Here is a 12,486-nt window from a genome sequence, read left to right as displayed (position 1 = left end):
CGCTCCTCGAGCGCGCCGGGGCCTCCCTCGAGCGCTCTCGCTGCGAGCGCGACCCCGAATTCGGCGGTGGTTCGCCCGAACCCGCCGCGGAGAACCTCGAGGACCTGATCGCGGTCGTGACGGACGACGAGAGCGACGTCGACCTCGGCATCGCAAACGACGGCGACGCCGACCGCATCGCCGTCGTCACGTCCGAACGCGGCTATCTCGACGAGAACCTGTTTTTCGCCGCGCTCTACGACTACTTGCTCGAGGACGCGTCGGGCGCGGCGGTCCGAACCGTCTCGACGACCTACCTGATCGACCGGATCGCCGAGGCCCACGGCGAGACCGTCCGCGAGGTTCCGGTCGGCTTCAAGTGGGTCGCCGAAGCGATGGCCGAGGGCGACGCGCTCGTCGGGGGCGAGGAGTCCGGCGGATTCACCGTCCGGGGCCACGTTCGCGAGAAGGACGGCGTCCTGATGGCGCTGCTCGCGAGTGCGATGCACGCCGCGGAACCGCTGGATGAGCGGGTCGACCGTTTGCTCTCCGAACACGGCACTGTCGTCCAGGACAAGATCAGCGTCGCCTGTCCCGACGACGAGAAGGCGCGGGTGCTCTCCGACCTCGAGGCCGAGATTCCCGACGCGGTCGCGGGGACCGACGTCGAGGACATCAACACGGCTGACGGCTTCAAACTGCAACTGGCCGACGGCTCGTGGCTGCTCGTTCGCCCGAGTGGGACCGAACCCGTCCTGCGGGTCTACGCCGAGGCATCGGACGAGGACCGGGTCGAGGAACTACTCGAGGCCGGCGAGGAACTGGTCGCGCCGCTGGTGTGAGACGTCGCGAGGGTTCAAATCGATTCTCGGTCCTCGGGTGCGTTCGAAGCTGTCGTTTCTTGTAGTCTTCAACGGAAAATCTTCCGCACCGAACGACGACCGATTTCCGTGGCCGAGAACGAGCCTCGCTCCGAGAGCGGACCGCTCCGAAAGACGGGCTCGTGTACTCGTCTGCGGAGAACTCCTCCAGAGGCATTCGGAGAGGTTCTCGCGGGCGCCCTGCTAGTCGTCGTCATCGGCAGGGCACCGTTCGCCGGACTCGTGCTCGTGGAGCCGGTGATGTCGGTCGTCGGACTTTCGGCGCAGGCGATCAGCGCGCTCATCGATGCCGGCGGAATCATCGTCCTCTGGGTCGTCTTCAGATGGCTCGTCGACTGGTGATCGCCGCCCGTCGGGGGTCCCCGCACTCCGCGAGAGCCGTGCTGCCAGCGCAGCCTGCTCGCTCGAGGAGACCTCATCGAGGTGGCGCAGTCCCTCGAGTTGACCGATCGCGTGGTTGACGCTCCCGGCAGTTTCCATCCCGTAGTCCTCGCGAAGCTGGCGACGAACGGCCGGTGCATCGATGTCCGGACTACCGCCGTCTGCGACGATTCGGTGAGTGACTTTCCCGGTCTTCGTGTTGATCGTATCGACCCGTCTGAGACCCGCCCCTGAATCGATGACGTCGCCGGCGTCGTCGAGCGCTTTTCAGAGATCACCCGCGCTCGAGACACCTTTCAGCGTCCCTTTGGACCCAACGACCGTCTCGAGGACGAGATAGGTGCTGTAGCCCTGGTACCAGCCCGAGGCGAACTGACAGTAGTCCGACGACGAGCGGGAGGAATCGGCGTACTGTTCCATACAGTACTCGGCGGCTTCACTCGCAGTGTCTTCCGGTGTACTATGAGGATTGTCCGTGTCTTGCGTGCGGTGGGTATCCGCAGCCATCCCGCGAACCATCTCCATCCAGAGTTGGCTCTCGTGTCTGGTGGGATCTTGCTGCACCGTCACGTACTCTTGGCTGAATTCGGCGATCGCCTCGCCGATCTCCCGAGGATCGTTGAAGAGCAAGCGGACGAAATCCGGGAGTTCCGCGGCGGCGTGTGTAAAGCCCGAGAACGCACCGAGGTCGCTCTGGTCTGCCCAGTCGAATTCCCCGGCCAGGTGGCCGCCGATCGATCGCTTGCTGGCGACCGTTGTCGAACCGCGATTTCCGTATTTATCTTCGGCCGTGACTACGGTATTGGCGCCGCGGAAGTCCGAGAGGACTTTTTCGCCTTCGGCATAGAAGTCGATCTTCTCTTCGACTTCGGTTGGTTCGATGCCGTACTGGGTTGAATACGTATCAGAGAACTCCGTTACTCCCGTCTGTTCGAGTTCGACGTCGCTTACTCCGTGTGGGTCCTCGACGCGAATTTCGAAGACGAACTCGTAACCGGGACGGTCGTACTCGCAGTCCGGTAGTTCGATCCCATCTCGCTCACATCCCTCCCACTCACCCAGTGTCCACTCCTGATCGAAATCTTCCAGGTAGATCTCCGGTGGTGACGTGCTGAAGACGGTGGGGTCTTCGTCGGGATCCTCGAGGGCCTCGTCGTCGGAGATACCGTCGCCGGTCAAAGCGACGTCACCAGTGCTGGTCGTGTCAATCTGCTCGGGGTCCGTTCCGAGTTCGAATTCGACGGCGTCGGAGAGACCTTCGCCGTCGGTATCGTCGAGTAAGGGATCGGGGGAGACCTCTCGAGTTATAGTAACAACTGCAACGATTCACACCGATCGTACGACAGCTGTGCGATCGGGTGTGCAGTGACTTACAGTGGCTACTATCGGCTACCGGTCCGATCCCGACGAGACGGTGAGCGAGGATATCTCGGCCGAGTCCGCCAGCGAGGCCGAGACCGAGGAGGGCGTCCCGACGTCCGAGGAGCCGGCGGGCGCGGACGGTGTGGCGAGCAGCGAACAGCAGCAATAATCCGGCGCTCTCGACTGGTGCCGATCAGTCGACTCGTTCTGCCGGGACGCCGACGACCGTCGCACCCGGAGCGACGTCGTTCGTGACGACCGAGCCGGCGCCGACGGCCGCGTCTTCGCCGATCGTTATATCACCCAGCAGCGTTGCGTTGGCACCGAGCTGTGCGCCCGCTTCGACCGTCGGATGGCGCTTGACGGGTTCGTTCGTATCCCCGCCGAGCGTGACGCCGTGATACATGTGGACGTCGTCGCCGATCTCGGCCGTCTCGCCGATCACCACGCCCATCCCGTGATCGATCGTGACTCGCCGGCCGATCTCCGCACCCGGATGGATCTCGACGCCGGTCAGCAGGCGGACGACGTTGGACAGCAGCCGCGCGGTCAGTTCGAAGCCGGCGCTCCAGACCCGGTGGACCAACAGGTGGGCCCAGACGGCGTGGAGGCCGGGATAACACAGCAGGACCTCGAGGTGCCCCATCGCGGCGGGGTCGCGCGTGGCCATCGCCCGGACGTCCTCACGAATTCGCCGGAACATCGCTCACCTCGAGAGCGGACGGAGCGGTCGCGACACGACGCTGTCGCCTTGCACTCCGACGGGGCGAACGACAACACCGACCCGCGGCGCGACGAGGGTGGGTCCGCTCGGTACACGCGTCAGGGCCGGTGGATACCATATCCGACCGTAGCCGTGGGGACAGTGTAAAAGGATTCGTTTCGGTCGCTCTCACCGGTTCATACGGACCGTTGTAAGTCATTCCCGGAGCAACCGCAGGACAGTTCGCGGTTGCTCCGGTAGAACGTTACACCGGACCGTATCACTTGCCACGAGCCAGTCGCGTTCCGATGCGGTCGGGCAGTCCGGCCTCGTCGACCGCCTCCTGTACCGCATCGATGTCGTACTCGACGCGGTAGGTGTCGACCGCAACTGCGTCGAGATCGAGCACCGCGTAGCCCGCCCGCGGATCACCGTCGCGGGGCTGGCCGACGCTGCCGGGATTGATGACGATGCCCTCAGCGAACCGTTCGACGCCCTGCACGTGGGTGTGACCCAACACCAAGACGTCCTCGTCGCCGAGCAGCCGCGGCGAGAAGTCCCTCGGATACGTGTACCGTGTGTACCGGTCGGGATCGTCCGGATGTCCGTGGACGAGTTTTACGCGACCGTCGCACGCGAGGCGCTCCGCTGGGAGCGAACTGAGCCACTCGAGCTGCTCGGCCGAAAGCTCCCGTTTGGCGTATTCGACGCCTGCCTTGGCCATCCCGTTGAATCGAAAGGGTGCATCCCCGGCGACGGCGGCGTCGTGGTTTCCCATCACCGTCGGCACGTCCCGCGCTCGCAACTCGTCGACGCAGTCGGCCGGCCAGGGGTTGTAGCCGACGACATCGCCCGCACAGCAGAGCTCGTCGACCGGGGGCATGTCCTCGAGGACGGCCTCGAGGGCGACCCGGTTGCCGTGGACGTCCGAGATGAGTCCGACCTTCATGCTCGGGGATAACAGTCGCGAGGTGTTTGTAGGTTGGCCGAGAGGGAACGCAGAAACGGTTCACTGGAGGGAAGCAACGTATCGCTCCAGATCAGCTAACCGGCGTGCGGTGGCGCGCTGTCGACCGGCCGAACGAGAGTGAGGGCGGTCGATACCACTGCGCGAGGTTGTCGCGAGTTGAACGAGTGATAGCTTGGAAGACGCAAAGCGTCTTCCAGTGGATGAGCGAGCGACGGCAGGAGTGAGCGTTAGCGCGGGACCTCCGGTCCCGCGAACCATCCGAACGGGTGCTTCGCACCCGTGAGGAGAAATCGGCTGGGGAGGGCGTGGCGATTCCCTGTTGCCACGATAGTAGAGTGCTTTTTTCACGGCGACCCCATCAGAAGTAGTTGTTACACAAACACGTCTATTGAACGATCGCAATCGACCACCGAGTAGTTCCGCGTCGATCAGTCGCCGTTCTCGATCGCCGTCTCGAACCCGTCTTCGGTTCGAGCCACGCCGGCCGCACAGACCGCGTGCTCGAACTCGAGGTCGTATACCTCGCTCGCGGCCGCCGCGGCGCTCCCCGCCTCGAGATCGATCGATTCGGGCGAATCCGTTTCGTAGGTCGCGACCAGCGTCGGCTCGTCGACGGTCTCGACGAGCAGCGCGTCTTTTCGAACCGTCCCGATCAGCGCCTCGCCGTCGCCACCGATCGTCGCCGCGATTCGAGGCGTGTCGTAGTCGTCCTTCTCGTAGTCCAGCGCCAGCAGGCTCTCCGCCAGCGCGTCGCGGGCGGGGTAGCCCAGCTCGAGTTTCTCCGCGATCGGATCGACGTGCGAGCCGTTGCCGAAGGCGGCCGTCTCGCCCGTCGGCGTCTCGACCACCCGCAGGCAGTTGTAGGAGACGTAGGGGTTGTCCGTCTCCGGGGCGTCCTCGGTGGGGCCGACGGTGAGCGCCTCGTCTCGAGCGGTGATCTCGCGATTCGGGAACGATCGGGAGGAGACGCGATACGCGCCCACCTCGGGACCGACGACGACGAATCGTCCGACGTACATACTCGCAGGTGCGCGAGAGAGGGGAAAAGGGATGTCGGTTCGCGCTCGAGCAGTTGTGTTCGTCGGCTCTCTATCGATTCTGGTGGCGAGATTTTATAACGGTTCCCGCGGCGAAGAGCGGTGTGACGACGGAGGAGGAGTGCCTCGAGGCGCTGCAGCGGGCGGCTGAGCAACTCGGTGAGTCGCCGACGAAGGCGCAGTACGAGGAGTTGGGGCTGACGCCGGCTTCTGCGACGATTATGGAAATACTGGACGGGTGGAACGCGGCGAAAGAGCGTGCAGGTTTAGAAACGTTTGATCCGTGTGTGACGGGCGGACAACCCGTCCAGCCGAAACCGGATTGGGTCGATATTCCGGATGACGTCGAGTGGCAGGAACTCACGGGCCAACAGCGCTGGTATTACAAGAACCGAGAGGAACGCATTGAGCGAAAGGATCGTCGCCGTGCGGAGATCCGTCAGTGGCTCTATTCGTACAAGAATCGCCACTGCGAGTGTGTCCGGTGCGATGAAGATAGACCGCCTTGCTTGGATTTTCATCATCCAGACGAGAAAGAACACAGCATCGCGACGATGGTCGCCAATGGCTACTCGAGGGCGAGTATTCGCGAGGAGATTGATCGCTGTATCGTCCTCTGTGCGAATTGTCATCGACTGGAACACCACGACTCAGTGCTGTCCACCTGAGTTCGTAACACTCTAATACGGAAGCCAACTATGCTGTAATACCTCGTCGAAAGCCGATCCGACGAAACATGTCAAGTCCATTAGGGTAGTGGCCAATCCTGAAGCCTTCTGGGGGCTTCGACGCTGGTTCGAATCCAGCATGGACTACTTCTCTCCCGTTTCGACTCGAGCACTTCCGTACCCCTGTCTTCCGTTCTCCAGTTGAAACGGAGGGGTCTATCGGCAACTATTCCGTCACCAGAAGCCATATCTCTCTGTCCTCGCTATCTATTCAGCATGAACCGACGGACGTTCCTTGCTGTCGGAGGGACAGCAGCGATCGGCGGAGTGGCCGGTTGTCTCAGTGGCGATGGCAGTGACGGAGATGGGTATGGCCCGGAACCGGAGACGATGCCCGAAGAGCGATCGATCGACACCAGTACCTATCAGACGAAGGAGTACGAGGGCGTCGAAGTGCCGCTGGCACCGATCGCCGACGTCTTCTACTGGTACCAGCGACAGGAAGCGCGGGTGGCTGATGCACGCCAATCGAGTCAGTACGAGAAGGCACATATCGCCGGTGCACCGCTGAGTCCCGCTCCGGACGGCAACTCGGACGACCCGGTTTCAGATTGGTCCAAAGATGATCGCATCGTGACGTACTGTGGTTGCCCCCACCACCTCTCCGGATTGCGCGCTGCGTGGCTGCTCGACAACGGCTACGAGGAGGTGTACGCACTCGACGAGGGATTTCAGGCGTGGATAAACGCCGGCTATCCGCTCAAGGGATCGGACGTTTCAGAAGATCGGGCGACCTACAGCATTCACGGCCAGTCCGACGCCGCCTACGCCGGCGATATGGTCATGCTCGAGCAACTCGACGCCGAGCGCGCCGAAGCGGCACCGATCGCCGACGACGGCTCGTACACGCTACAGCTCCACTACGCGGGCTCGACCGATTCTCGGTTCAGAGTCGAAGCGCCGGATTACACGACCGAAGGAACGCTCGCGGAACTGACGAGCGCTACTATTACGGCCTGAAACTACGGTTCTGGTCGCTCGTAGGCACCCTCCCGCTCGAGTTCCCCCCGCTTCCGAACGACATCGGGCGTCCGGCAGATCCCCGGAGCACCCGTCGCCTGCGGTACCGTACAGTTGTTGCAGCTCTCACAGAGGACGCGCGCTTCGTCTCCTGCTTCCGACTCGCCCTTGAGCAGCCGCGCACCCAGCCGCGGTTCGGCGTAGAAGGGGCGCGCCATGCCGACCATGTCACAGGCGGGCGGTGCGTCGTTCGCGTCTGTGCCCTCGGATCCGCTCCGGGCGCTCGAGTCGCCGAGCAACCGATCAATCTCGCCCCGCTCTCGAATCCCGCCCTCTCCAAGCACGGGGATCGACACCCGCTCGCGCACGCGCCGACAGAAGTCCTCGTTCCACGCGGGTTCGAAATCGTACTGGAGCGACTGCACGCGATTCGCCAGGGCGACGAGCCGCCGTCGCGTCGACCCGCCGAATGCCGCGTCGTACTCCTCGCGAAGCGCCTCGTTGTCCCACGCCCGATCGGGGTACTCCCCGCGGACGATGCTCATGTCCCAGACGACCGACGTCTGGACCGGGACGACCGCGTCGTAGCCGATCCGCTCGAGCCGACGAGCGATTTCGACGCCGTCTGCGAGCGAGAGCTTCCGTTGGACGAGCGGCGATGGCGGTGCAGGCGTCTCGGCCGGCACTTTGGTCATGATCGGCACGTCGCCCGCCCGCTCGCGGATCTCGTCGTGGACGCATGCGAGAAACTCGAGGCGCGCTTCCGGCGAGCCGCCGAACTCGTCGTCCCGTCGGTTGTAGAAGGGCGAGCAGAACTGCTGGACGATCCCCATGTTCGCGCCGGCGAGGTGGATCCCGTCGTAGCCGGCGTCGACGGCGCGGGCCGCCGCGCGGCCGAAATCCGCCGCGAGGTCGTACACCTCGTCGGTCGTGAGGACGTGCGGATCGTACTCGAGGAATCCGAGTCGATCGAGCAGCCGCAACTGCCGGGGTGGCTCCGAGACCGCGAGTTGCTCGAGCTCGGGATGCTCCCGGCGATACTCGGCGTGCCAGGTCTCCATGCTTCGGAGCCCGCCGTGCTCGAGCTGGACGAAGATCCGGCTCCCGTGGTCGTGGATCCGATCGGTCAGTCGCGACAGACCCTCGACGAAATCAGCGTCGTGGACGCGGGTCATCCCCGGCGCGGCACAGCCGCCCTCGCCCCGAACGATCGTCGCGCCCTGACAGATGAGCCCGACGCCCGACGCCGCGGCGGGCTCGAGATCGTCGATCAACGTCTCGACCGCGTCGGGGCCGTTGCCCGCACACTCGAGCAGCGGCGCGCGGTAGAGCCGGTTGGGGATCGTGAGATTGCCGATCTCGACGGGATCCTCGAGGGTGGCCATGCATGGGCGTATCGGGCGGGCGCACAAGAGGGTATGTGCCGGTTCGGCAGCGGTGGCGTGCGGATGCCACTTTCGAGTCGACGGCCGAGGGGCGGTTCAAGTTTCACCTCGAGTCCGGCCGTGATCGTAGCGAGCGGCAACGAGCGGCTATCTCAGGGCGGCAAGACCACCGCACGCCCCTCGATCTCGTTGTGCTCGAGCCGTTCCGCGACCGTGTTAATCTCGCCGAGATCGTGACGTTCGGTGCGCAATTCGACGTCGCCGCGGTCGACGAGCGCGACGAGTTCCTGGAGTTCGGCGTACTTGCCGACGAGCGTGCCGCGGAACGAGAATTCGCCGTCGACCAGCGCCTGACTGGGTTCGTGGATGTGACCGCCGTAGCCAACGATGTGGTGATCGCCGCCGGCGGCGGCGATCTCGGGGGCCAGTCCGGTCGTCTCGTCGCCGCCGACGAAGTCGATCACCTGCTGGGCTCCCTCGTCGTCGGTCAGGTCCGCGACCACGTCGGTGAGGTCCGCTTCGACGGAGTTGACGGTGTGGCGAGCGCCCAGGTCCTCGGCCAACTCGAGCGCCTCGTCCTTGATGTCGACGGCGACGATGTCCGCGGCGCTCATCGCCTCGAGGCACTGCAGTCCGATGTGACCGAGTCCGCCGACGCCGATGACCACGCTGGTGTCGCCGGGGTTCAGTTCGTCGACCGCTTTCTTGACGGCGTGATACGCCGTGATTCCCGCGTCCGCGTGGGGCGCGATCTCGGTCGGATCGACGCCGTCGGGCAGCGGAATCACCGCGCGCTCGTTGGTCTGGAGATACTCCGCGAAGCCGCCGTCGGTGGTGAGCCCGTTGAACGCACTGTTCTCACAGTACATGTCCTCGCCGAGTCTGCAGGGCCGACAGATGCCACAGGTCTGGACCGGGTGACAGATCACCGGATCGCCTTCCTCGACGAGCGTCACCTCCTCGCCGGTCTCGGCGACGATGCCCGCGTTCTCGTGACCCAGCGTCATCGGCAGGTTCTGGGGCGCGTAGTCGGCCCACATTCCCTCGATGATGTGGTTGTCGGTCTGACACCAGCCCGCCCCCTCGACCTCGACCAGCACCCCATCGGACCGTTCGAGGTCGGGGCGGTCGATATCGTCGATTTGTAGCGCCTCGCTCATGTCCTCGGTGTACTCGTGGAGTCGTGCTGCTTGCATGGTACCGCGTCACAGTTCATCGTCATTCGTGATAACGTTCCGCTCGCGTATCGCCGCGTGTGAATATCCGGATCTTGATACGAATAGGACGAACCGCTAATTTTAGCGAGATGTAGTCGTGCATCAGTGTCACTCTGTGATGTCTGGAAAAAGAGTAATGTTGTATGGTATCAACCTACACGGTGCGATGTACCAGCACAACGGAGAGGAGATCTTCGTCATCGACGGGCACGTCCACTTGTGGGACGCCACGGAGGAGAACATCAAACACGACGGCGGGGAGGAGTTCATCCAGTGCTTCTACGACTATCACACGACGTTCACACCGGAGGAACGCCAGTGGAGCATGGCGGAGTATCGACAGTACGGCGCCGATCGAATGGTCGAGGACCTGTTCGGCAACGCCGCCGCCGACATGGCTATCTTCCAGCCGACGTACCTTACTGACTTTTACGAGGACGGCTTCAACACGACGCACCAGAACGCCGAACTTGCGACCGAGTACCCCGAGCGGTTCGTCCTCAACGGCACGTTCGATCCCCGCGACGGGGACGAGGGCCTCGAGTACCTCGAGGAACTCCACGAGAAATACGAGATCCCCGGCGTCAAACTGTACACCGCCGAGTGGCGCGGCGACTCGAAGGGGTGGCGACTCGACGACGAGGTGGCATTCGAGTTCCTCGAGAAGTGTTCGGAACTCGGCATCGAGAACATCCACGCCCACAAGGGGCCGACGATCCGGCCGCTGAACCGCGACGCGTTCGATGTGGCCGACATCGACGACGCGGCCTCGTCGTTCCCGGAACTCAACTTCGTCGTCGAGCACGTCGGGCTGCCGCGGCTCGACGACTTCTGCTGGATCGCCGCCCAGGAGAACAACGTCTACGGCGGCCTCGCGGTCGCCGCGCCGTTCGCTCAGAATCGGCCGGGCAAGTTCTCGGAGATCCTCTCTGAACTGCTCTGGTGGCTCGGCGAGGATCGGGTCCTCTTCGGCTCGGATTACGCCATCTGGAACCCCGACTGGCTCGTCGAGGCGGTCCTCGAGGCAGAACTCACCCAGGAACACCGCACGGAGTACGACGTCGAGTGGGACCTCGAGACCAAGCGGAAGGTGATGGGGGAGAACGCCGCCGACCTCTACGACATCGACATCGAAGCAAAGCGGCAGGCGTTTCAAGAGGACGAGATCAGCCGGCAGTTCGATCTCGAGGACCACTACGCCAGCGAGGAACCCGCACCGGCGGACGACTGATGACCGCACAGACTTCCGACGGCCCCGCCCCCGCGCGAGCGGCCGTCCGCGACCGACTGGACCGAGTCACCGATCCGGAACTCGATCGCTCGATCGTCGAACTCGACTACATCGACGCGATCGAGATCGATAGCCGACGCGTCACCGTCGACCTCACGCTCCCGACGGCGTGGTGCTCGCCGGCCTTCGCCTGGATGATGGCGGTCGACGCCCGCGACGAAGTCGAGTCCCTCCCGGCGGTCGAGGAGGCCGGTATCACGCTTCACGACCACATGCACGAGACGGAGATCAACCGCGGCGTGAATGAGGGACTCGCCTTCGCCGCGGCGTTCCCGGACGCCGACGGCGACGTCGAGGCCGTCCGTGCGGAACTCGACGATAAGGCTCGAGTCGCTCGCCAGTACGATGCGGTCGAAACGCTGCTGGCGGCCGGTCTCGATGCCGAGGTGATCGTCGAACTCCGCCGGCGGGATATCGAGACCGATGACGGGACTGAGATCGTCTCGGTCTACGTCGAGAATCGATCGTTCGCCGTCACCGTTTCATCGGAGCCGATCGAGCGCTACCTCGAGAAGGCCCGCGAAACCGACCTCGTCTCGGCCCCGGGCGATCGCCTGTTTCGAACGCCGGAGGGCGAGCCGATCGACGCCGAGTCGTTCGATCTCGTCCATCAGCGGGGGCGGCTCGCGAAGGTCAACATGTCGAGTCAGGGCGGCATCTGTGACGGGCTTCGAGAGGCCAGGGAGGATCGCCTCGACGGGACTGCCGACGACTGAGGGCGCAGGTGGGAGCGCCGGGAGTCTTACTTTTCGACCTCGAGCAGGGCGACCCGTTCGCCGACCAGCGCCGATAGCGACGCGTCGGTGGCCCCGCGTTCGGCGTCGGTGATCTCGAAGAACTCACAGATCGTCTCCTCGTCTTGCGTCTCGAGCGTCGGCTCCCGTTCGACGAACGCGTCCAGTTCTTCGAGGGCCGCGAGCGCAGCCGCTTCCGCGTCATCGGCGTCGCCGTCGACGAGTACGACTGCCCGATTGTCCCCCTCGCCGACGCCCATCTCGAGCGCACGATCGATCTGCCGACGGCCGGCGGCGTACAGCAGGATCTCGACGGCGCGATCCCGGGCGACGTTCTCGCCGCGTTCGATGGCGCGATCGGCCAGTTCGACGGCCCGCTCGAGGTGGCATCGATCAGCGACGTATCGCGAATCGAACGCCTGGATCGTCACGCCGTGGCGGTCCCCTATTTCGCCGATATCGGCCACGAACGAGTCCAGATCACCGATCTCGAGTCGGCATTCGAGTAGCTCCATCAGAAATCACCCAGGCTCGCCTGACTGTCGTCCGGATCCGTCGACTCCGCCGTCGTCGCGTCGCTACCCGCGTCGTCGCTCGAGTCTTCGACCGCCGCTCCGTCGGCCGATCCCTCCGATCCCGCCGATTTCGGCTCGACGCCGTCCATCGATGGGTCCTCGCGGCCGGCGTTTTCCAGGATGTTCTCGGCTGTCTTCTCCCCTTTGAGCACGCTGAGCACGACGCCCTTGTCCGCGGTTCGCAGGTCCGCGGGCTCCTCGATCCCCGCGTCGTAGAGCCGGCGAGCGCGCTTCCGGCCGACGCCGCCGACCGAGACGAGCTCGAGGAGCTCCTCGCCGACGC

Annotated in this window: 15 protein-coding genes and 1 tRNA gene; 7 read left to right on the top strand and 9 right to left on the bottom strand. The window is 64.4% G+C overall.

All coding sequences use genetic code 11. The features are described from left to right. A partial coding sequence (locus tag PGX04_RS21070; RefSeq protein WP_465263831.1) for a phosphohexomutase domain-containing protein occupies nt 1–821 on the top strand: 821 nt, incomplete at its 5' end. Between the two features lie 222 nt (nt 822–1,043). Here PGX04_RS21070 and PGX04_RS21065 read toward each other — a convergent pair. Then, nucleotides 1,044–1,340 carry a hypothetical protein gene (locus tag PGX04_RS21065; protein WP_273740301.1) on the bottom strand — a complete coding sequence of 99 codons (297 nt, stop codon included), beginning with the start codon at nt 1,338–1,340 and terminating at the stop codon, nt 1,044–1,046. Between the two features lie 168 nt (nt 1,341–1,508). Continuing rightward, nucleotides 1,509–2,420: a hypothetical protein gene (locus tag PGX04_RS21060; RefSeq protein ID WP_273740300.1), complete on the bottom strand. Its 912-nt coding sequence runs from the start codon at nt 2,418–2,420 to the stop codon at nt 1,509–1,511. Between the two features lie 196 nt (nt 2,421–2,616). Between PGX04_RS21060 and PGX04_RS21055 the strand changes: the two genes are divergently transcribed. Next, nucleotides 2,617–2,772 carry a hypothetical protein gene (locus PGX04_RS21055; RefSeq protein WP_273740299.1) on the top strand — a complete coding sequence of 52 codons (156 nt, stop codon included), beginning with the start codon at nt 2,617–2,619 and terminating at the stop codon, nt 2,770–2,772. A gap of 24 nt (nt 2,773–2,796) precedes the next feature. Here PGX04_RS21055 and cysE read toward each other — a convergent pair whose 3' ends face one another. The 3 genes from cysE to PGX04_RS21040 form a co-directional block, all read right to left on the bottom strand. Beyond that, nucleotides 2,797–3,306 (bottom strand): serine O-acetyltransferase, encoded by a 510-nt coding sequence (gene cysE / locus PGX04_RS21050; protein WP_273740298.1) that lies wholly within the window; start codon nt 3,304–3,306, stop codon nt 2,797–2,799. Nucleotides 3,307–3,586: 280 nt separating this feature from the next. Then, a complete protein-coding gene (locus tag PGX04_RS21045; RefSeq protein ID WP_273740297.1) occupies nt 3,587–4,255 on the bottom strand; it encodes a metallophosphoesterase family protein in 669 nt (222 codons plus the stop codon). A gap of 449 nt (nt 4,256–4,704) precedes the next feature. After that, nucleotides 4,705–5,295: an IMP cyclohydrolase gene (locus PGX04_RS21040; protein ID WP_273740296.1), complete on the bottom strand. Its 591-nt coding sequence runs from the start codon at nt 5,293–5,295 to the stop codon at nt 4,705–4,707. A 122-nt stretch (nt 5,296–5,417) separates the two neighbouring features. Here PGX04_RS21040 and PGX04_RS21035 point away from each other — a divergent pair, with 122 nt between their 5' ends. The 3 genes from PGX04_RS21035 to PGX04_RS21025 all read left to right on the top strand — a co-directional run bounded on the left by PGX04_RS21035 (nt 5,418) and on the right by PGX04_RS21025 (nt 7,001). Then, nucleotides 5,418–5,981 (top strand): homing endonuclease associated repeat-containing protein, encoded by a 564-nt coding sequence (locus PGX04_RS21035; protein WP_273740295.1) that lies wholly within the window; start codon nt 5,418–5,420, stop codon nt 5,979–5,981. Between the two features lie 74 nt (nt 5,982–6,055). Beyond that, nucleotides 6,056–6,128, top strand: a tRNA-Gln gene (locus tag PGX04_RS21030). Between the two features lie 129 nt (nt 6,129–6,257). Next, the gene (locus PGX04_RS21025) at nt 6,258–7,001 is read left to right on the top strand and encodes a rhodanese-like domain-containing protein (protein WP_273740294.1); all 744 of its coding nucleotides are present in this window, start codon (nt 6,258–6,260) and stop codon (nt 6,999–7,001) included. Between the two features lie 2 nt (nt 7,002–7,003). Here PGX04_RS21025 and PGX04_RS21020 read toward each other — a convergent pair whose 3' ends face one another. Both PGX04_RS21020 and PGX04_RS21015 read right to left on the bottom strand, forming a co-directional pair. Beyond that, entirely contained in the window at nt 7,004–8,386 is a 1,383-nt protein-coding gene (locus tag PGX04_RS21020; protein ID WP_273740293.1) for an oxidoreductase, read from the bottom strand. 152 nt (nt 8,387–8,538) lie between these two features. Further along, a complete protein-coding gene (locus PGX04_RS21015; protein WP_273740292.1) occupies nt 8,539–9,582 on the bottom strand; it encodes an NAD(P)-dependent alcohol dehydrogenase in 1,044 nt (347 codons plus the stop codon). Between the two features lie 187 nt (nt 9,583–9,769). Between PGX04_RS21015 and PGX04_RS21010 the strand changes: the two genes are divergently transcribed. Both PGX04_RS21010 and PGX04_RS21005 read left to right on the top strand, forming a co-directional pair. After that, a complete protein-coding gene (locus PGX04_RS21010; protein ID WP_273740291.1) occupies nt 9,770–10,834 on the top strand; it encodes an amidohydrolase family protein in 1,065 nt (354 codons plus the stop codon). Further along, nucleotides 10,834–11,610 (top strand): iron-sulfur cluster assembly protein, encoded by a 777-nt coding sequence (locus tag PGX04_RS21005; protein WP_273740290.1) that lies wholly within the window; start codon nt 10,834–10,836, stop codon nt 11,608–11,610. The genes PGX04_RS21010 and PGX04_RS21005 overlap by 1 nt, the downstream gene beginning before the upstream one ends. A gap of 26 nt (nt 11,611–11,636) precedes the next feature. Here PGX04_RS21005 and cgi121 read toward each other — a convergent pair whose 3' ends face one another. Next, nucleotides 11,637–12,143 carry a KEOPS complex subunit Cgi121 gene (gene cgi121 / locus PGX04_RS21000; RefSeq protein WP_273740289.1) on the bottom strand — a complete coding sequence of 169 codons (507 nt, stop codon included), beginning with the start codon at nt 12,141–12,143 and terminating at the stop codon, nt 11,637–11,639. After that, nucleotides 12,143–12,486, bottom strand: a 344-nt coding sequence (locus PGX04_RS20995; RefSeq protein ID WP_273740288.1) for a helix-hairpin-helix domain-containing protein, incomplete at its 5' end; no start/stop codon positions are given. The genes PGX04_RS20995 and cgi121, both read right to left, overlap by 1 nt.

The sequence above is a fragment of the Natrinema soli genome (assembly GCF_028618695.1).
This window is presented reverse-complemented; position numbering and strand designations above follow the sequence as displayed.

What these genes read in the sequence shown, in the direction of transcription:
- PGX04_RS21065 (WP_273740301.1), bottom strand. Translation starts at nt 1,340, where the DNA reads ATGGAAACTGCCGGGAGCGTCAACCACGCGATCGGTCAACTCGAGGGA.
- cysE (WP_273740298.1), bottom strand. Translation starts at nt 3,306, where the DNA reads ATGTTCCGGCGAATTCGTGAGGACGTCCGGGCGATGGCCACGCGCGAC.
- PGX04_RS21045 (WP_273740297.1), bottom strand. Translation starts at nt 4,255, where the DNA reads ATGAAGGTCGGACTCATCTCGGACGTCCACGGCAACCGGGTCGCCCTC.
- PGX04_RS21040 (WP_273740296.1), bottom strand. Translation starts at nt 5,295, where the DNA reads ATGTACGTCGGACGATTCGTCGTCGTCGGTCCCGAGGTGGGCGCGTAT.
- PGX04_RS21025 (WP_273740294.1), top strand. Translation starts at nt 6,258, where the DNA reads ATGAACCGACGGACGTTCCTTGCTGTCGGAGGGACAGCAGCGATCGGC.
- PGX04_RS21020 (WP_273740293.1), bottom strand. Translation starts at nt 8,386, where the DNA reads ATGGCCACCCTCGAGGATCCCGTCGAGATCGGCAATCTCACGATCCCC.
- PGX04_RS21015 (WP_273740292.1), bottom strand. Translation starts at nt 9,582, where the DNA reads ATGCAAGCAGCACGACTCCACGAGTACACCGAGGACATGAGCGAGGCG.
- PGX04_RS21010 (WP_273740291.1), top strand. Translation starts at nt 9,770, where the DNA reads ATGTACCAGCACAACGGAGAGGAGATCTTCGTCATCGACGGGCACGTC.
- PGX04_RS21005 (WP_273740290.1), top strand. Translation starts at nt 10,834, where the DNA reads ATGACCGCACAGACTTCCGACGGCCCCGCCCCCGCGCGAGCGGCCGTC.
- cgi121 (WP_273740289.1), bottom strand. Translation starts at nt 12,143, where the DNA reads ATGGAGCTACTCGAATGCCGACTCGAGATCGGTGATCTGGACTCGTTC.